Source organism: Streptomyces sp. RLA012 (genome assembly GCF_056270325.1).
Genome location: NZ_JBWDPA010000002.1, coordinates 9,248,178 through 9,265,693 on the forward strand (window position 1 = coordinate 9,248,178; position 17,516 = coordinate 9,265,693).

Annotated in this window: 14 protein-coding genes; 11 read left to right on the top strand and 3 right to left on the bottom strand. The window is 69.7% G+C overall.

Features of this window, described 5'->3' with window-relative positions; translation table 11 throughout:
- Positions 1–19 precede the first annotated feature (19 nt).
- The 5 genes from yajC (at position 20) to RV986_RS42145 (ending at position 6,916) form a co-directional block, all read left to right on the top strand.
- Positions 20–547 (top strand): preprotein translocase subunit YajC, encoded by a 528-nt coding sequence (gene yajC / locus RV986_RS42125; protein ID WP_475922429.1) that lies wholly within the window; start codon positions 20–22, stop codon positions 545–547.
- Between the two features lie 139 nt (positions 548–686).
- Complete coding sequence (gene secD, locus RV986_RS42130) at positions 687–2,480, top strand: protein translocase subunit SecD (RefSeq protein ID WP_475922430.1); 1,794 nt, start codon at positions 687–689, stop codon at positions 2,478–2,480.
- Position 2,481: 1 nt separating this feature from the next.
- Positions 2,482–3,600, top strand: a complete 1,119-nt coding sequence (secF, locus tag RV986_RS42135) for a protein translocase subunit SecF (protein WP_475922431.1) — start codon at positions 2,482–2,484, stop codon at positions 3,598–3,600.
- The gene (locus RV986_RS42140; protein ID WP_475922432.1) at positions 3,597–4,145 is read left to right on the top strand and encodes an adenine phosphoribosyltransferase; all 549 of its coding nucleotides are present in this window, start codon (positions 3,597–3,599) and stop codon (positions 4,143–4,145) included. Before secF ends, RV986_RS42140 begins: the two co-directional genes overlap by 4 nt.
- Positions 4,146–4,378: 233 nt before the next feature.
- Positions 4,379–6,916, top strand: a complete 2,538-nt coding sequence (locus RV986_RS42145) for a RelA/SpoT family protein (protein WP_475922433.1) — start codon at positions 4,379–4,381, stop codon at positions 6,914–6,916.
- Positions 6,917–7,077: 161 nt separating this feature from the next.
- Here RV986_RS42145 and RV986_RS42150 read toward each other — a convergent pair whose 3' ends face one another.
- Together RV986_RS42150 and RV986_RS42155 are read right to left on the bottom strand one after the other, a co-directional pair.
- The gene (locus RV986_RS42150) at positions 7,078–8,307 is read right to left on the bottom strand and encodes a DUF349 domain-containing protein (protein ID WP_475922434.1); all 1,230 of its coding nucleotides are present in this window, start codon (positions 8,305–8,307) and stop codon (positions 7,078–7,080) included.
- A 135-nt stretch (positions 8,308–8,442) separates the two neighbouring features.
- Complete coding sequence (locus RV986_RS42155; protein WP_475922435.1) at positions 8,443–9,264, bottom strand: peptidylprolyl isomerase; 822 nt, start codon at positions 9,262–9,264, stop codon at positions 8,443–8,445.
- 180 nt (positions 9,265–9,444) lie between these two features.
- Here RV986_RS42155 and RV986_RS42160 point away from each other — a divergent pair, with 180 nt between their 5' ends.
- The 5 genes from RV986_RS42160 to rpsD all read left to right on the top strand — a co-directional run bounded on the left by RV986_RS42160 (position 9,445) and on the right by rpsD (position 14,696).
- On the top strand, positions 9,445–10,170 hold the full coding sequence (locus RV986_RS42160) for an MBL fold metallo-hydrolase (protein ID WP_475922436.1): 726 nt from the start codon (positions 9,445–9,447) through the stop codon (positions 10,168–10,170).
- 12 nt (positions 10,171–10,182) lie between these two features.
- Positions 10,183–11,445, top strand: a complete 1,263-nt coding sequence (gene hisS, locus RV986_RS42165; protein ID WP_475922437.1) for a histidine--tRNA ligase — start codon at positions 10,183–10,185, stop codon at positions 11,443–11,445.
- A 251-nt stretch (positions 11,446–11,696) separates the two neighbouring features.
- Complete coding sequence (locus RV986_RS42170) at positions 11,697–12,332, top strand: vitamin K epoxide reductase family protein (RefSeq protein WP_475922438.1); 636 nt, start codon at positions 11,697–11,699, stop codon at positions 12,330–12,332.
- 60 nt (positions 12,333–12,392) lie between these two features.
- Positions 12,393–13,748: a replication-associated recombination protein A gene (locus tag RV986_RS42175; RefSeq protein ID WP_475922439.1), complete on the top strand. Its 1,356-nt coding sequence runs from the start codon at positions 12,393–12,395 to the stop codon at positions 13,746–13,748.
- 333 nt (positions 13,749–14,081) lie between these two features.
- Positions 14,082–14,696 (top strand): 30S ribosomal protein S4, encoded by a 615-nt coding sequence (gene rpsD, locus RV986_RS42180; protein WP_153291663.1) that lies wholly within the window; start codon positions 14,082–14,084, stop codon positions 14,694–14,696.
- 33 nt (positions 14,697–14,729) lie between these two features.
- On the opposite strand, the gene RV986_RS42185 is transcribed toward rpsD, so the two are convergent.
- The gene (locus RV986_RS42185; RefSeq protein ID WP_475922440.1) at positions 14,730–16,889 is read right to left on the bottom strand and encodes an ATP-binding protein; all 2,160 of its coding nucleotides are present in this window, start codon (positions 16,887–16,889) and stop codon (positions 14,730–14,732) included.
- A gap of 186 nt (positions 16,890–17,075) precedes the next feature.
- Here RV986_RS42185 and RV986_RS42190 point away from each other — a divergent pair, with 186 nt between their 5' ends.
- The gene (locus RV986_RS42190; protein ID WP_475922441.1) at positions 17,076–17,510 is read left to right on the top strand and encodes a DUF948 domain-containing protein; all 435 of its coding nucleotides are present in this window, start codon (positions 17,076–17,078) and stop codon (positions 17,508–17,510) included.
- Positions 17,511–17,516: the final 6 nt, after the last annotated feature.

A 17,516-nucleotide genomic window follows, 5' to 3' on the forward strand; every position in this document is an offset into this window, starting at 1 on the left:
AAGAAGGAAGTTCCGACCCGTGAGTCTCGTGACCCTCCTCCCGTTCATCGTGCTCATCGGGGCCATGTTCCTGATGACCCGGTCGGCCAAGAAGAAGCAGCAGCAGGCCGCTTCCATGCGCAATGAGATGCAGCCCGGCTCCGGCGTGCGCACGATCGGTGGCATGTACGCCACTGTCAAGGAGGTCAACGAGGACTCGGTCCTCCTTGACGCCGGCCCGGGCGTCGACCTGCTGTTCGCGAAGAACGCGATCGGCGCGGTGCTCACCGACGACGAGTACAACCGCATCGTCCACGGCGTCGAGCACGATCTGGAAGCCGACGGGTCGGTCGTCCCGGACGACGCCTCCTCCCTCACCGAGACCGACGAGCCCGCCGCCGACGCCTCTTCCGACGCCTCCGACGACAAGCCTCTCGACCTCGTCAAGAAGGACGCGACGGCCGAGCCGTCCGACGAGCCCGCCAAGGTGAAGGCCGACGAGGTGAAGGCCGACGAGGCGGACGAAGCTGAGCCGAAGAAGACCGACGGCGGGTCCGACGCGAAGTAGCCACGCCCCGGGGACGCGGCGCGATCCGCTTGCGCCCCGCGCCTCCGGGACCTGTGTTTTCGCACGGAATCCCGACACCATGTCATGGCCGTCCACGCGCTGACCCCGCGCACGGCGGCCCGAGAGGGAGTACGAGAAGGTGGCAGCACCGAAGAAGGGCCGGAGCGCGAGCGCCCAGAGCAGGCCGGGGCGCTCGCTGGCCCTCATCCTGATCGCCATCGTGGCGCTCACGGGGGGGATGTTCCTCTCCGGGCACCCCACCCCGCGTCTCGGCATCGACCTCGCCGGCGGCACGAGCATCACGCTCACGGCGAAGAACGAGCCGGGCCAGCCGAACGCGATCAACAAGACCAACATGAACACCGCGGTCGACATCATGAACCGCCGTGTCAACGGTCTCGGCGTCTCTGAGGCCGAGGTGCAGACCCAGGGATCCGACAACATCATTGTCAACATCCCCAAGGGCACGAACTCCAAGCAGGCCCGGGAGCAGGTCGGCACCACCGCCAAGCTGTACTTCCGTCCGGTCCTGACCACCGAGGTCTCCGGTACGGCGGCGACGGCCAGCCCGTCGGCCAGTTCGTCGGGCAGCTCCTCGCCCAGCCCTTCCAGCAGCGCCTCCTCGAAGGCCACGGACAAGGCGACCTCGTCGAGCTCCGCGACGCCGTCGGCCACCGCCACCTCCCAGGGCCGCGCGGTCACCGACGCCCTGAAGGCCGACTCCACGCCGTCCGCGAGCAGCTCCGCCAGCGCCTCGGCCGGCTCCTCGGCCTCCTCCAGCGCCTCGCCGTCGGCGACCGACAGCGCGAGCGCCAGCGCCGCTGCCACCAAGCTGGAGGCCCAGTACACCGCGCTCGACTGCTCGAAGAAGGCGGCCCGCGCCACGGCCGGTGAGGGCGCCAAGCCCACCGACACCACGGTGGCCTGCGGCCAGAACTCCTCGGGCCAGTGGCAGAAGTACATCCTCGGCCCGGCCGAGGTCTCGGGCACGGACATCAAGACCGCCTCCGCCGTCTTCGACACCCAGAGTGCCGTCGGCTGGAAGGTCACCATGGACTTCACGTCCGGTGGCTCCAAGAAGTTCGCCGACATCACCGGCAAGCTCGCGCAGAACCAGTCCCCGCAGAACCAGTTCGCCATCGTCCTCGACGGTGAGGTCGTCTCCGACCCGTACGTCAGCCAGGCGCTGACCGGCGGCAACGCGGAGATCTCGGGCAGCTTCGACCAGACCGAGGCGCAGGACCTGGCGAACATGCTGAAGTACGGCGCCCTGCCGCTCACCTTCAAGGAGTCGAGCGTCACCACGGTGACCGCCGCACTCGGCGGTGAGCAGCTGCACGCCGGTCTGATCGCGGGCGCCATCGGCCTCGCCCTGGTCGTCATCTACCTGGTGCTCTACTACCGGGGCCTGTCGATCATCGCCATCCCCTCCCTGCTGGTGTCGGGTGCCCTCACGTACGTGATCATGGCGCTGCTCGGCCCCACCATCGGCTTCGCGCTGAACCTGCCGGCCGTCTGTGGTGCGATCGTCGCGATCGGTATCACAGCGGACTCGTTCATCGTGTTCTTCGAACGCATCCGGGACGAGATCCGCGAGGGCCGCTCCCTGCGCCCGGCCGTCGAGCGTGCCTGGCCGCGCGCCCGGCGCACCATCCTGGTCTCCGACTTCGTGTCGTTCCTCGCCGCCGCGGTGCTCTTCATCGTCACCGTCGGCAAGGTCCAGGGCTTCGCGTTCACGCTCGGTCTGACCACGGTGCTCGACGTCGTCGTCGTGTTCTTCTTCACCAAGCCGCTGATGACGCTCCTCGCCCGCCGGAAGTTCTACGCGAGCGGCCACAAGTGGTCCGGCCTCGACCCCAAGGCCCTGGGCGCCAAGCCCCCGCTGCGCCGTACTCGCCGTCCCTCCGCCCCCGTCGACCCGAAGGAGGCGTGAGATGTCGAAACTCGGCACCCTCGGCGCCCGGCTCCACCGCGGCGAGATCGGCTACGACTTCGTCGGCAAGCGCAAGATCTGGTACGGCATCTCGATCCTGATCACCATCACGGCCATCCTCGGCCTGACGGTGCGCGGCCTGAACATGGGCATCGAGTTCCAGGGCGGCGCCGTCTTCACCACCGAGAAGACCGCGGTCTCGGTGTCCCAGGCCGAGACGTACGCGGAGGAGGCGTCCGGCCACGACGCGGTCGTCCAGAAGCTCGGCAACGGCGGTATGCGCATCCAGATCGCCGGCATCGACACGGACAAGTCCGACCAGATCAAGGACGTGCTCGCCAAGGACCTGAACGTCAACTCGGAGAAGATCAACGCCGACCTGGTCGGCCCCAGCTGGGGTGAGCAGATCGCCAACAAGGCCTGGGAGGGCCTGGCGATCTTCATGGTCCTCGTCGTGATCTACCTGGCGATCGCCTTCGAGTGGCGCATGGCGGTGGCCGCGCTCGTCGCCCTGATCCACGACATCACCATCACGGTCGGCATCTATGCCCTGGTCGGCTTCGAGGTCACCCCGGGCACGGTGATCGGTCTGCTCACCATCCTCGGTTACTCGCTCTACGACACGGTCGTCGTGTTCGACAGCCTCAAGGAGCAGACGAAGGACATCACCAAGCAGACCCGCTTCACGTACAGCGAGATCGCCGACCGTTCGATCAACGGCACCCTGGTCCGCTCGATCAACACCACGGTGGTCGCGCTGCTGCCGGTCGCGGGCCTGCTGTTCATCGGTGGCGGTGTCCTCGGCGCGGGCATGCTCAACGACATCTCGCTGTCGCTGTTCGTCGGCCTCGCGGCCGGCGCGTACTCCTCGATCTTCATCGCCACGCCGCTCGTCGCCGACCTCAAGGAGCGCGAGCCGCAGATGAAGGCCCTCAGGAAGCGCGTCCTCGCCAAGCGGGCCCAGGCAGCCGCGAAGGGCGAGTCCCTGGAGCCCCAGGTCTCCGAGGAACCATTTGACGACGACGAGGCGGAGGACGCCGCCGCGGCGGTCGTCGGCCCGCGCAACCAGCCCGCGTCCCGCAGCCGGGGCCGCGGCCGACCTTCGGGGAAGCGCCGATGACCGAGCTCGCAGACATCACGACGCTGCTGCTCAGCCGTATCCGCGACGTGGCCGACTACCCGGAGCCGGGTGTGATGTTCAAGGACATCACCCCGCTCCTGGCCGACCCGGGGGCGTTCACGGCGCTCACCGACGCTCTCGCGGAGATCGCCGTGCGCACCGAGGCCACGAAGATCGTCGGCCTGGAGGCCCGCGGCTTCATCCTCGGCGCCCCGGTCGCCGTCCGCGCCGGGCTCGGCTTCATCCCCGTACGCAAGGCGGGCAAGCTCCCCGGAGCGACCCTGTCGCAGGCGTACGACCTGGAGTACGGCTCCGCCGAGATCGAGGTGCACGCCGAGGACCTGGCCGTGGGCGACCGCATCCTGGTCGTCGACGACGTCCTGGCCACCGGTGGCACCGCGGAGGCCTCGCTCCAGCTGATCCGCCGGGCGGGCGCCGAGGTCGCGGGCGTCGCCGTGCTGATGGAGCTCGGCTTCCTCGGCGGCCGCGGCCGTCTGGAGCCGGCCCTCTCGGGCGCTCCCCTGGAGTCGCTCCTCAAGGTCTGAGGAGCGGACCCGGATCCGTACCGGGGGGGACAGGCTCGTGAAAGCCCCCGGAAAGCCCTGAGACACCCGTAGGACACCGCTGAGGCGGGCCCGGAGGAATCCGGCGCCCGCCTCTTGCGTTCCTCCTGTACGAGGCCGTCCCAGCGGCCGAAAGCGAGTCCGACGCCCAGGATCGCTACCATGGGGTCTCCGGAGCCTGACCGGGGGACCCGGAACGCGCACGAGGAGCCCTCTTGCCAGACGAGGCCCAGCCACTCACCGCCGCCAAGCCCGAGCCCGCCTCGGCCCCCGCGGAGAAGCCCGCCAAGAGTGCCACGAGCGGGCCGGTCGAGCATGCCCAGTCCGTGCCGGACGACAAGGCGGCCGAGCAGCCACGCCCCAAGCCGGCCTCTCCCGAGCGCGCCGCGAGCACCCCGGCGGTCCGTCCCGCGGCGACCCAGTCCGGGCGCCCCACCAGCTCCTCCAACCGTGTACGCGCCCGTCTGGCCCGGCTCGGCGTACAGCGTTCGAACCCGTACAACCCGGTCCTGGAGCCGTTGCTGCGGATAGTGCGCAGCAACGACCAGAAGATCGAGACGTCGACGCTGCGGCAGATCGAGAAGGCCTACCAGGTCGCCGAGCGCTGGCACCGCGGCCAGAAGCGCAAGAGCGGCGACCCGTACATCACGCACCCGCTCGCCGTGACGACGATCCTCGCCGAGCTGGGCATGGACCCGGCGACGCTGATGGCCGGCCTGCTGCACGACACCGTCGAGGACACCGAATACGGTCTCGACACCCTGCGCCGTGACTTCGGCGACCAGGTCGGGCTGCTCGTCGACGGCGTCACCAAGCTCGACAAGGTCAAGTTCGGCGAGGCCGCCCAGGCCGAGACCGTGCGCAAGATGGTCGTCGCCATGGCCAAGGACCCCCGCGTCCTGGTCATCAAGCTCGCCGACCGCCTGCACAACATGCGCACCATGCGCTACCTCAAGCGCGAGAAGCAGGAGAAGAAGGCGCGCGAGACCCTGGAGATCTACGCGCCGCTCGCCCACCGCCTGGGCATGAACACCATCAAGTGGGAGCTGGAGGACCTCGCGTTCGCGATCCTCTACCCCAAGATGTACGACGAGATCGTCCGCCTGGTCGCCGAGCGCGCCCCCAAGCGCGACGAGTACCTCGCCATAGTGACCGACGAGGTCCAGTCCGACCTGCGCGCGGCCCGCATCAAGGCGACCGTCACCGGCCGTCCGAAGCACTACTACTCCGTCTACCAGAAGATGATCGTCCGCGGCCGTGACTTCGCGGAGATCTACGACCTGGTGGGCATCCGCGTCCTCGTCGACACGGTCAGGGACTGCTACGCCGCTCTCGGCACCGTGCACGCGCGCTGGAACCCGGTCCCCGGCCGGTTCAAGGACTACATCGCGATGCCCAAGTTCAACATGTACCAGTCGCTGCACACGACGGTCATCGGCCCCAACGGCAAGCCGGTCGAACTCCAGATCCGTACGTTCGACATGCACCGCCGCGCCGAGTACGGCATCGCCGCGCACTGGAAGTACAAGCAGGAGACCGTCGCCGGTTCCTCCAAGATCCGTACGGACGTGCCCCGGGCGGCCAAGGGCAGCGCGGGCCAGGACACCGTCAACGACATGGCGTGGCTGCGCCAGTTGCTCGACTGGCAGAAGGAGACCGAGGACCCCAGCGAGTTCCTGGAGTCCCTGCGCTTCGACCTGTCCCGCAACGAGGTCTTCGTCTTCACGCCCAAGGGCGACGTGATAGCGCTCCCGGCCGGTGCGACGCCCGTGGACTTCGCGTACGCGGTCCACACGGAGGTCGGCCACCGCACGATAGGCGCACGGGTCAACGGACGGCTCGTCCCGCTCGAATCCACCCTGGACAACGGCGACTTGGTGGAGGTCTTCACCTCCAAGGCGGCCGGCGCGGGGCCCTCCCGCGACTGGCTCGGCTTCGTGAAGTCACCGCGCGCCCGCAACAAGATCCGCGCCTGGTTCTCCAAGGAGCGCCGCGACGAGGCGATCGAGCAGGGCAAGGACGCCATCGCCCGCGCGATGCGCAAACAGAATCTGCCGATCCAGCGCATCCTGACCGGCGACTCCCTGGTCACGCTCGCGCACGAGATGCGCTACCCCGACATCTCGTCGCTGTACGCGGCGATCGGCGAGGGCCATGTCGCCGCGCAGAGCGTCGTCCAGAAGCTGGTGCAGGCGCTCGGCGGCGAGGAGGCGGCCACCGAGGAGATCGACGAGAGCGTCCCGCCCGCGCGCGGCCGCGGCCGCAAGCGCCGCTCCAACGCCGACCCGGGTGTCGTCGTCAAGGGCGTCGACGACGTGTGGGTCAAGCTCGCCCGCTGTTGTACACCCGTGCCCGGCGACCCGATCATCGGCTTCGTCACCCGCGGCAGCGGTGTATCGGTTCACCGCAGCGACTGCGTCAACGTGGAGTCGCTCTCCCGTGAGCCCGAGCGCATCCTCGACGTCGAGTGGGCGCCCACCCAGTCCTCGGTCTTCCTGGTCGCCATCCAGGTCGAGGCCCTGGACCGGTCCCGGCTCCTGTCGGACGTCACCCGCGTCCTGTCCGACCAGCACGTCAACATCCTGTCCGCGGCCGTCCAGACCTCCCGCGACCGTGTCGCCACCTCCCGCTTCACCTTCGAGATGGGCGACCCCAAGCACCTGGGGCACGTCCTGAAGGCGGTACGGGGAGTGGAGGGTGTGTACGACGTGTACCGGGTGACCTCGGCGCGCAGGCCCTCCGACGGATCCTGAGGTCGGCGGCCGCCGATCGGTGACACGTATCGGCCACACCTATCGGCCACACCTATCGGCCACACCTATCGGCCACACCTATCGGCCACACCTATCGGCACTACGTAGAGGGGCTCCCGTACGCACCGTACGGGAGCCCCTCTACGTAGTGCCGGAAAAACTCAGCCGCCGAACTCCTGCAGCCCCTTCAGTGCCTGGTCCAGCAGCGCCTGCCGGCCGTCGAGCTCCCTCTGGAGCTTGTCGGCCTTCGCGGTGTTGCCCGCGGAGCGCGCCGTCTCGATCTGGCCCTGGAGCTTGTCCACGGCGGCCTGGAGCTGGCCGGTCAGACCCTCGGCACGCGCGCGTGCCTCCGGGTTCGTCCGGCGCCACTCGGCCTCCTCGGACTCCTGAAGAGCCCGCTCCACCGCGTGCATCCGGCCCTCGACCTTCGGGCGGGAGTCGCGCGGCACATGGCCGATGGCCTCCCAGCGCTCGTTGATGGAGCGGAAGGCGGCCCGGGCCGCCTTCAGGTCCTGCACCGGGACGAGCTTCTCGGCCTCCTCGGCCAGCTCCTCCTTGAGCTTCAGGTTCTCCGTCTGCTCCGCGTCCCGCTCGGCGAAGACCGAGCTGCGGGCCGCGAAGAACACGTCCTGGGCGCCGCGGAAACGGTTCCACAGGTCGTCCTCGTGCTCGCGCTGGGCGCGGCCCGCGGCCTTCCAGTCCGCCATCAGCTCGCGGTAGCGGGCCGCCGTGGGACCCCAGTCCGTGGAGGCGGACAGCGACTCGGCCTCCGCGACCAGCTTCTCCTTGGTCTTGCGGGCGTCCTCGCGCTGCGCGTCCAACGAGGCGAAGTGCGCCTTGCGGCGCTTGGAGAACGCCGAGCGCGCGTGCGAGAAGCGGTGCCACAGCTCGTCGTCCGACTTGCGGTCGAGTCGCGGCAGCCCCTTCCAGGTGTCCACCAGGGAGCGCAGCCGCTCACCGGCCGCCCGCCACTGGTCGCTCTGCGCCAGCTCCTCCGCCTCGGTGACCAGCGCCTCCTTGGCGTGCCGCGCCTCGTCGGACTGCTTGGCCCGCTGGACCTTGCGCTCCTCACGGCGTGCGTCGACCGTCGCGACGAGCTTGTCCAGCCGAACCTTCAGCGCGCCCAGATCACCGACCGCGTGGTGGGCGTCCACCTGCTCGCGAATGTGGTCGATCGCGACCTGGGCGTCCTTCGCCGACAGGTCGGTGGTCTTCACTCGCTTCTCGAGGAGGCCGATCTCGACAACCAGGCCTTCGTACTTGCGCTCGAAGTAGGCCAACGCCTCATCAGGGGAGCCGGCCTGCCAGGAACCGACGACCTGCTCGCCGTCGGCCGTACGCACGTACACGGTCCCCGTCTCGTCGACGCGGCCCCACGGGTCGCTGCTCACAGCGCCTCCTCCACATGATGCCTGCGAGGGGCTTCAGCGCCCCCGGGCATCGTCCACAGTTTCGTCACGGCCAACATAGGCGACCAGCCGGGCGGCTGTCCGCATCCAGCGCGACCGAAATTTCGCAGTTGACGGTCAGGATTTCGTCACGGTCATCTTGTTGATGACGACGGTCGCGTTGGGCGCCCCGTCGCCCTGGCCTGTGCTCTCTCCGGCCGCCGCGATCTTCTTGAGGACCGTCAGACCGGACTTGGAAATAGTTCCGAACGGTGTGTAGCTGGCCGGTAGCTGACTGTCCTGGTAGACGAGGAAGAACTGGCTGCCGCCGGTGTGCGCCTGGCCGGTGTTCGCCATGGCGACCGTTCCCGCCGGGTACACCCCGCCCTTGAGGGTGGTGTCCTTCAGGTTCTCGTCCGGGATCGTGTACCCGGGACCGCCGCTGCCGGTGCCCTTCGGGTCACCGCACTGCAGCACGTAGATGCCGTTCGTGGTGAGCCGGTGGCACTTGGTGTGGTCGAAGAACCCCTTGCCCGCGAGGAAGTCGAACGAGTTCACCGTGTGCGGGGCGGCCGCCGTCTTCAGGGCCACGTCGATGTCGCCGCAGGTCGTCGCCAGCTTCATCGCGTAGTCCGCCGACTTGTCGATGGTCATCGCCGGCTCCTTCTTCCAGCTCAGCGACTTCACCGTGCCCTCCGCGGCCTTGGCGCACGGGTCCGGCGCCTTGCTGGTCGGGGAGGCGCTCGGCGTGACCTCCGCGCCCGCGTTGGCCTTCTTGTCGTCGTTCTTGAAGACCCCGGTCGCGTACGACACCACGCTGCCGACGACGATCACGCCGAGGACCGACGCGACCACCGTGTTGCGCATGTGTGACTTGCGCCGCGCGGCCGTACGCCGCTGCTGCTGCCGCAAGAACTTCTCCCGGGCGAGCTGACGCCGCCGCTGTTCCTGGGTGACCACCGGGTTATCTCCTCATGCGTCTCGTACGTCAAGTGGGACGCGTGCGTCTTGTGAGCCGACCGCCTGCGTGTGCCCCGTACCGTATATGGGTTAGCTGAGGAAACGGCAGCGCCGGTAGGCTCTGATCCACAGCCACCCACCCCGTACGGCATCACGCGTACGCCACCACGAAGGACGATCGTGCTCATTGCCGGGTTCCCCGCCGGGGCCTGGGGCACCAACTGTTACCTGGTCGCCCCCGCCGCAGGTGAGGAGTGCGTGATCATCGACCCGGGCCATCAGGCCGCCCAGGGAGTCGAGGACGCACTCAAGAAGCATCGGCTCAAGCCCGTCGCCGTCGTCCTCACCCATGGCCACATCGACCACGTGGCCTCGGTCGTCCCCGTCTGCGGCGCCCACGACGTACCGGCCTGGATCCACCCCGAGGACCGGTTCATGATGAGCGACCCGGAGCGGGCGCTCGGCCGGTCCATCGGCATGCCGCTGATGGGCGAGTTGACCGTGGGGGAGCCGGACGACGTACGGACGCTGACCGACGGCACCCGGCTGGAGCTGGCCGGACTGGAGCTGTCCGTCGCGCACGCCCCCGGCCATACGAAGGGGTCGGTGACCTTCCGGATGCCCGAAGCCCGCGACGGATCAGACATTCCGCCGGTCTTCTTCTCGGGCGATCTGCTCTTCGCCGGCTCCATCGGACGCACCGACCTGCCCGGCGGTGACATGGACGAGATGCTCGGCTCGCTGGCCCGCGTGTGCCTGCCGCTCGACGACTCGACCGTGGTGCTGTCCGGCCACGGCCCCCAGACGACCATCGGCCAGGAGCGCGCCACCAATCCGTATCTGCGGCAGGTGGCGGCGGGCGGCCCGGCGCGCGGCGCCGAGCCCGCTCCCCGACGAGGAATGTGACGAGAGACTTTCGTGAGCACCTTCAAGGCCCCCAAGGGCACGTACGACCTGATTCCGCCGGAGAGTGCCAAGTACCTCGCGGTCCGCGAGGCGATCGCCGCGCCGCTGCGCAACTCCGGGTACGGCTACATCGAGACGCCCGGCTTCGAGAACGTCGAGCTGTTCGCGCGCGGTGTCGGGGAGTCCACCGACATCGTGACCAAGGAGATGTACGCCTTCGAGACCAAGGGCGGCGACCGACTCGCCCTGCGCCCCGAGGGCACGGCCTCCGTGCTGCGCGCCGCGCTGGAGGCCAACCTGCACAAGGCCGGCAACCTCCCCGTCAAGCTCTGGTACTCGGGCTCGTACTACCGCTACGAGCGCCCCCAGAAGGGCCGTTACCGCCACTTCTCGCAGGTCGGTGCCGAGGCGATCGGTGCCGAGGACCCGGCGCTCGACGCCGAGTTGATCATCCTGGCGGACCAGGCGTACCGGTCGCTGGGCCTGCGTGATTTCCGCATCCTGCTGAACTCGCTGGGCGACCAGGAGTGCCGTCCGGTGTACCGGGCCGCCCTGCAGGACTTTCTGCGCGGTCTGAGCCTGGACGAGGACACACTCCGCCGCGCCGAGATCAACCCCCTCCGGGTCCTCGACGACAAGCGCGACGACGTCCAGAAGCAGTTGGTGGGCGCGCCGTTGCTCCGTGACTACCTCTGCGACGCGTGCAAGGCGTACCACGAGGAGGTGCGCGAGCTGATCACGGAGGCGGGCGTTGCCTTCGAGGACGACCCCAAGCTGGTGCGCGGCCTGGACTACTACACGCGAACGACCTTCGAGTTCGTCCACGACGGTCTGGGCTCGCAGTCCGCGGTGGGCGGCGGCGGTCGCTACGACGGGCTGTCCGAGATGATCGGCGGTCCCGCGCTGCCGTCGGTGGGCTGGGCGCTCGGCGTCGACCGTACGGTGCTGGCGCTGGAGGCGGAGGGTGTCTCGCTCGAACTCCCCGCGTCCACCAGCGTGTTCGCCGTCCCGCTCGGCGAGGAGGCCCGGCGGGTGCTCTTCGCGAAGGTGACGGAGCTGCGGAAGCTGGGCGTCGCCGCCGACTTCGCCTACGGCGGCAAGGGGCTCAAGGGGGCGATGAAGAACGCGAACCGGTCCGGTGCGCGGTACACGATCGTCGCCGGTGAGCGGGATCTCGCCGAGGGTGTCGTGCAGCTCAAGGACATGGAGTCGGGTGAGCAGGTCGCGGTCGGGGTGAACGAGATCGTGGCGGAGCTGGAGTCCCGTCTGGGCTGAGCGAGGCGTACTGCTTCTGCTCTTCCTCGCCTCGCCGTCCCTGACCGTCCCTACCCGGGGGCTCTGCCCCCGGACCCCCTGGTGGGTCTGTCGTCTGCGGGACGTTCCGACCCAACGGGCGGACACCCGGCGAACCGAACGTTTCGAGGCGGCCGTGCGTACCTTCTTATGCCCATCGAACGGTGGACACACATGCGCGTGCGGCACAATGTCGGTGCCCGCAGGCCCTTCGAAGCTACGGAAACGGCGTGATGAGCAAGACGACAGTCAAGGACGTCTCCACCGACCCGGAACGCGTCGACGGTCCCCGGACGGTCGGCGGCAGCCGTGCGCTCGCCCTGATGCTGGTGGTCACCGGCGCGGCCGGTCTGCTCGCCGCGTGGGTCATCACGATCGACAAGTTCAAGCTGCTGGAGAACCCCAACTTCGTGCCGGGGTGCAGCCTGAACCCGGTCGTCTCGTGCGGCAACATCATGAAGAGCAAGCAGGCCGAGGCCTTCGGGTTCCCCAACCCGATGCTGGGCCTCGTCGCCTACGGCATCGTGATCGGCGTCGGCATGAGCCTGCTCGCGCGGGCCACCTACCCGCGCTGGTACTGGCTGACCTTCAACGCCGGCACCCTCTTCGGCGTCGGATTCTGCACCTGGCTGCAGTTCCAGTCGCTGTACCGCATCAACTCGCTGTGCCTGTGGTGCTCGCTGGCCTGGGTCGCGACGATCATCATGTTCTGGTACGTGACCTCGTCCAACATCCGCAACGACTTCCTGCCGGCCCCGCGCTGGCTGAAGAGCTTCTTCGGCGAGTTCACCTGGGTCCTGCCGGTCATCCACATCGGGATCATCGGCATGCTGATCCTGACCCGCTGGTGGGACTTCTGGACCAGCTGATCCGCCCCGGTTCCCCGGCGGCCGACGGCGTTGTCAGTGGTGTGACATAGGGTTTTGCACGTGGAGCCCGACCTGTTCACCGCCGCAGCAGAAGAACGCCAGGAGAAGGACCCGTCCAGCAGCCCCCTGGCCGTCCGGATGCGCCCGCGTACCCTCGACGAGGTCGTGGGCCAGCAGCATCTGCTGAAGCCGGGCTCGCCCCTGCGCAGACTCGTCGGCGAGGGGAACGGCGGCCCGGCCGGACCCTCCTCGGTGATCCTGTGGGGCCCGCCGGGCACCGGCAAGACGACCCTCGCGTATGTCGTCTCCAAGGCCACCAACAAACGCTTCGTGGAGCTGTCCGCGATCACCGCGGGCGTCAAGGAAGTACGCGCGGTCATCGACGGCGCACGCCGCGCCACCGGCGGCTTCGGCAAGGAGACCGTCCTCTTCCTGGACGAGATCCACCGTTTCAGCAAGGCCCAGCAGGACTCCCTGCTCCCGGCCGTCGAGAACCGCTGGGTGACGCTGATCGCCGCGACCACCGAGAACCCGTACTTCTCGGTGATCTCCCCGCTCCTGTCCCGCTCCCTCCTCCTCACCCTCGAACCGCTCACCGACGACGACCTGCGCGCTCTGCTGCGCCGGGCGCTCACCGACGAGCGCGGACTCAAGCAGGCCGTCACCCTCCCCGAGGACACCGAGCGGCACCTGCTGCGGATCGCCGGGGGAGACGCCCGCCGCGCCCTGACCGCCCTGGAGGCCGCCGCCGGCGCCGCGCTCGACAAGGGCGAGCCGGAGATCACCCTCCAGACCCTGGAGGAGACCGTCGACCGCGCCGCCGTGACGTACGACCGCGACGGCGACCAGCACTACGACGTGGCGAGCGCGCTCATCAAGTCCATCCGCGGTTCGGACGTGGACGCCGCGCTGCACTACCTGGCCCGGATGATCGAGGCCGGCGAGGACCCGCGCTTCATCGCCCGGCGTCTGATGATCTCCGCCAGTGAGGACATCGGCCTCGCCGACCCGAACGCGCTGCCGATAGCCGTCGCCGCCGCCCAGGCCGTCGCCATGATCGGCTTCCCCGAGGCCGCCCTCACCCTCAGCCACGCCACCATCGCCCTCGCCCTGGCCCCGAAGTCGAACGCCGCGACGACGGCCATCGGCGCCGCCATGGAGGACGTACGCAAGGGACATGCGGGCCCGGTGCCGATGCATCTGCGCGACGGGCACTACAAGGGCGCGGCCAAGCTCGGGCACGCCCAGGGATACGTGTATCCGCACGACCTGCCCGAAGGCATCGCCGCCCAGCAGTACGCCCCCGAGGAGCTCAAGGACCGGGAGTACTACACACCCACCCGGCACGGCGCGGAGGCGCGCTACGCGGACGCGGTGGAGTGGACCAGGCAGCACCTCGGTAGAGGGCGGTCCTGAGCACCCTGTAACATGACGCGAAGCGCTGCGTCCCGTGCCCGGCTCCGGTCGGCACCACCAGAACGGGACATCCAGCCGGAACCCTCGCGCCGAAAGGCAAAGGGGATCCAGGAGCGTCGCGCACCGTCGAAGGTGTCGCGGGCAGCCCACCACCACCCGGATTCCGGGAACGGTCGGTGGGCCACTCGCGTGCTGCACGTATGTGCCCAGACCCAGGAGCGGCTGCCCAGCAGGCCCGATCGCGGGCCCGCAGGGTTTCCCGGGCTGCGGATTGCGACCTCCCCTAACCCTGGTGAAGCCGTATTCGCATCAGAAACATGAGGTGTTTGGTTCATGGCGAACCAGTCCCGCCCCAAGGTCAAGAAGTCGCGTGCCCTCGGTATCGCGCTGACCCCGAAGGCCGTCAAGTACTTCGAGGCCCGCCCCTACCCGCCGGGTGAGCACGGTCGCGGCCGCAAGCAGAACTCGGACTACAAGGTCCGTCTGCTGGAGAAGCAGCGTCTGCGCGCGCAGTACGACGTGTCCGAGCGCCAGCTCGTCCGCGCCTACGAGCGTGCCTCCAAGGTCCAGGGCAAGACCGGTGAGGCCCTGATCATCGAGCTCGAGCGCCGTCTCGACGCGCTGGTCCTGCGTTCGGGCATCGCCCGCACGATCTACCAGGCCCGCCAGATGGTCGTCCACGGTCACATCGAGGTCAACGGCCAGAAGGTCGACAAGCCGTCCTTCCGCGTCCGTCCCGACGACGTCGTGATGGTCCGCGAGCGCAGCCGCAGCAAGACGCTGTTCGAGGTCTCCCGCGCCGGTGGCTTCGCCCCCGACGGCGAGACCCCGCGCTACCTCCAGGTGAACCTCGGTGCCCTGGCGTTCCGCCTGGACCGCGAGCCGAACCGCAAGGAGATCCCGGTGATCTGCGACGAGCAGCTCGTCGTCGAGTACTACGCCCGCTGATCGTCTTACAGCGGACGCAGTACCACCTGCGCGTCAGCCCGTCGTCTCCCCGCCCTTCGAGGTGGGCGAGACGGCGGGCTTGTGCATGTCCGGGGGCAGTCCGCGCGGCGCGGGCACCGCACCGAGCGGCCGCTGTCCGGCCCGCCGCAGCGCCCGCGCCACCGCCGCCTCCCGCCCCAGCCGCGCCCCCGCCCGTACGCACTCCTCGTACCGCTCGGCGCCCAGCCGCTCCCGGGCGCTCGCCTCGCACCGTTCGTGCGGCACGCTGTAGTACGCCGAGCCGAACAGCGGCAGCCCCACCGACGGCCACAGCCGGGCCGCCGCCCCCTGCAACAGCGCGGCCTCGTCCGGATCGCCCTCCACCACCGTGACCAGCGCGAGCAGCTCGATCGCGAGGACGGTGCCGAGCAGGTCGTGGAAGGTGTGGCCGATGTCCAGGCACTTTTCCAGGTGGGCTCGGGCGCGCGCCGGATCGCCCGCGGCCTGGGCCTCGTACGCCAGTACGTAGAGCGCGTACGCGAGTGCCCAGCGTTCGCCGTGGTCCTCGCACACCCGGCGGACGTCCTCGCACAGCCCGACCGCGCCCGGCAGATCGCCCTGGAAGGCCAGTGCCATCGCCAGCTCGACCTGGGCCATCAGCACATTGCTGTTGAGCTCACCGAGCTCGTGATACCGGTCGAGCGCGGAGCGCAGCAGGGTTTCCGCGCGCCCCATGTCGTCGGTGACCAGCGCCAGACAGCCGACGCGGTGCTCGGCGTAGGCGATCGCGGTGCGGTTGCCGCCGCGTTCCGCCTGCTCGCGGCACTCCTGGAGCGCGGTCAGCGCGGGCACCGTGTCGCCCTGCAGGATCGCCACATGGCCGAGTACCCACAGGGCCTTCAGCCGGGGCTGCTCGCGGTCGCCTTCGCGCTCCACCCCGCGCTCCAGCCAGTGCCGCCCCTCCGCCAGGCGGCCGCAGCCGACCCAGTAGAACCACAGGCTGCCCGCCAGATACTGGCCCAGATGCGTCTCGCCCGGTGCGGTGAGGCAGTGGTCCAGGGCATGGCGCAGATTCGGCAGCTCCGTCTCGATCCGCGCGGCCACCTCGGCCTGCCGCGGTGAGAACCAGTCCAGCTCGCACCAGGTGGCCAGGCCCAGGTACCAGTCGCGGTGGCGGCGGCGCAGCCGGCCCGTGTCGTCCGCGGCCGCCAGCCAGTTCGCGCCGTACGCCCCCACCGTGTCCAGCATGCGATAGCGCAGACCGGCGGCCGTCTCCTCGCGGGTCAGCAGCGACTGCGCCAGCAGCTCGCCGAGCACGTCCAGGACGTCGTCGGCGTGCAACCCGTCCCCGCCGCACACGTACTCGGCGGCCTCCAGGTCGAACGGCCCGGCGAACACCGACAGACGCGACCACAGCAGCCGCTCCTCGGGCGTGCACAGCTCATGGCTCCAGCCGATCGCCGTCCGCAGCGTCTGGTGCCGGGGCAGCGTGTCGCGCCCGCCGCCCGTCAGCAGCCGGAAGCGGTCCCGGAGCCGGGACAGCAGCTGGGCGGGGGAGAGGGCGTTCAGCCGGCCCGCGGCCAGCTCGACGGCGAGCGGGATCCCGTCGAGGCGTCGGCAGAGCTCCAGGACGTCCGCCCGGTTGCCGTCGTCCAGCGCGAACCCGGGCACCCGGGCCGCCGCCCGGTCCGCGAACAGTTCCGTGGCCTCCGGTCCGGTCAGCGGGGCCAGGGGGAACAGGCGCTCGCCCGCGACCTCCAGCGGCCTGCGCCCCACGGCGAGCACCCGCAGCCCCGGCGTGCGCCGCAGCAGCTCACCCACCAGCGCCGCGCAGGCGCCCACCAGATGCTCGAACCCGTCCACGACGAGCAGGAGTTGGCGCTCCGCGAGATGGTCGAGCAGCAGTTGACGCGGTGGTCTCGACGTCTGGTCCGTCAGATCGAGGGCCTCCACGAGCGCGTACGCGACGAGGTCGGGATCGCGCACGGTGGCCAGTTCCACCCGCCAGGCGCCGTCGCGCGGCCGGGTCCGTGCCGCGGCCCGGGCGGCGAGGCGCGACTTGCCGACGCCGCCCACGCCCGTCACCGTCACCAGCCGGGCGGCGTCCAGTGCCTCGGCCAGCCGCGTGAGTTCGGCCGAGCGGCCCACGAACGCGTCGAGTTCCAGGGGCAGATTGCCGGGCAGGGACCGGTCGGAGCGCTCAGAAGCTCGCATGGGACACGGAGCGTACTGACCCGTAAGCACTCCGTGCAATCGCTTCGGGCAGGTCCGGATCGCGCCGCCGGTAATGCGGTACGGAGCGGCGGCCCCGGCGCGATAGGCTCGGGGGACGACTTTTCGATGTTCAGGCACGACATTCAGGCACGACATTCAGGTACGTACTAGGGAGCGGGTGCGACAGTGTCCGGTGGAGAGGTGGCCGGGATCCTGGTGGCCGTCTTCTGGGCGATCCTGGTCTCCTTCCTCGCCGTCGCACTGGCGAGGCTGGCCCAGACGCTCAGGGCGACCACCAAGCTGGTGGCGGACGTGACCGACCAGGCCGTCCCGCTGCTGGCCGACGCCTCCGCTGCGGTGCGCTCCGCGCAGACCCAGATCGACCGGGTCGACGCCATCGCGTCGGACGTCCAGGAGGTCACGTCGAACGCGTCGGCGCTCTCCACGACCGTCGCCTCCACCTTCGGCGGCCCCCTGGTGAAGGTCGCGGCGTTCGGCTACGGCGTCCGCCGGGCCCTCGGCGGCCGCAAGGAGAACGTACCCCCCAAGGCCCCCCGGCGTACGGTGATCGTGGGCCGCACCGTCCCGTCCGCGCGACGGGGAAAGCGGAAGAAGGACTGACGCAGC

What these genes read in the sequence shown, in the direction of transcription:
- secF (WP_475922431.1), top strand. Translation starts at nt 2,482, where the DNA reads ATGTCGAAACTCGGCACCCTCGGCGCCCGGCTCCACCGCGGCGAGATC.
- RV986_RS42140 (WP_475922432.1), top strand. Translation starts at nt 3,597, where the DNA reads ATGACCGAGCTCGCAGACATCACGACGCTGCTGCTCAGCCGTATCCGC.
- RV986_RS42170 (WP_475922438.1), top strand. Translation starts at nt 11,697, where the DNA reads ATGAGCAAGACGACAGTCAAGGACGTCTCCACCGACCCGGAACGCGTC.
- rpsD (WP_153291663.1), top strand. Translation starts at nt 14,082, where the DNA reads ATGGCGAACCAGTCCCGCCCCAAGGTCAAGAAGTCGCGTGCCCTCGGT.
- RV986_RS42185 (WP_475922440.1), bottom strand. Translation starts at nt 16,889, where the DNA reads ATGCGAGCTTCTGAGCGCTCCGACCGGTCCCTGCCCGGCAATCTGCCC.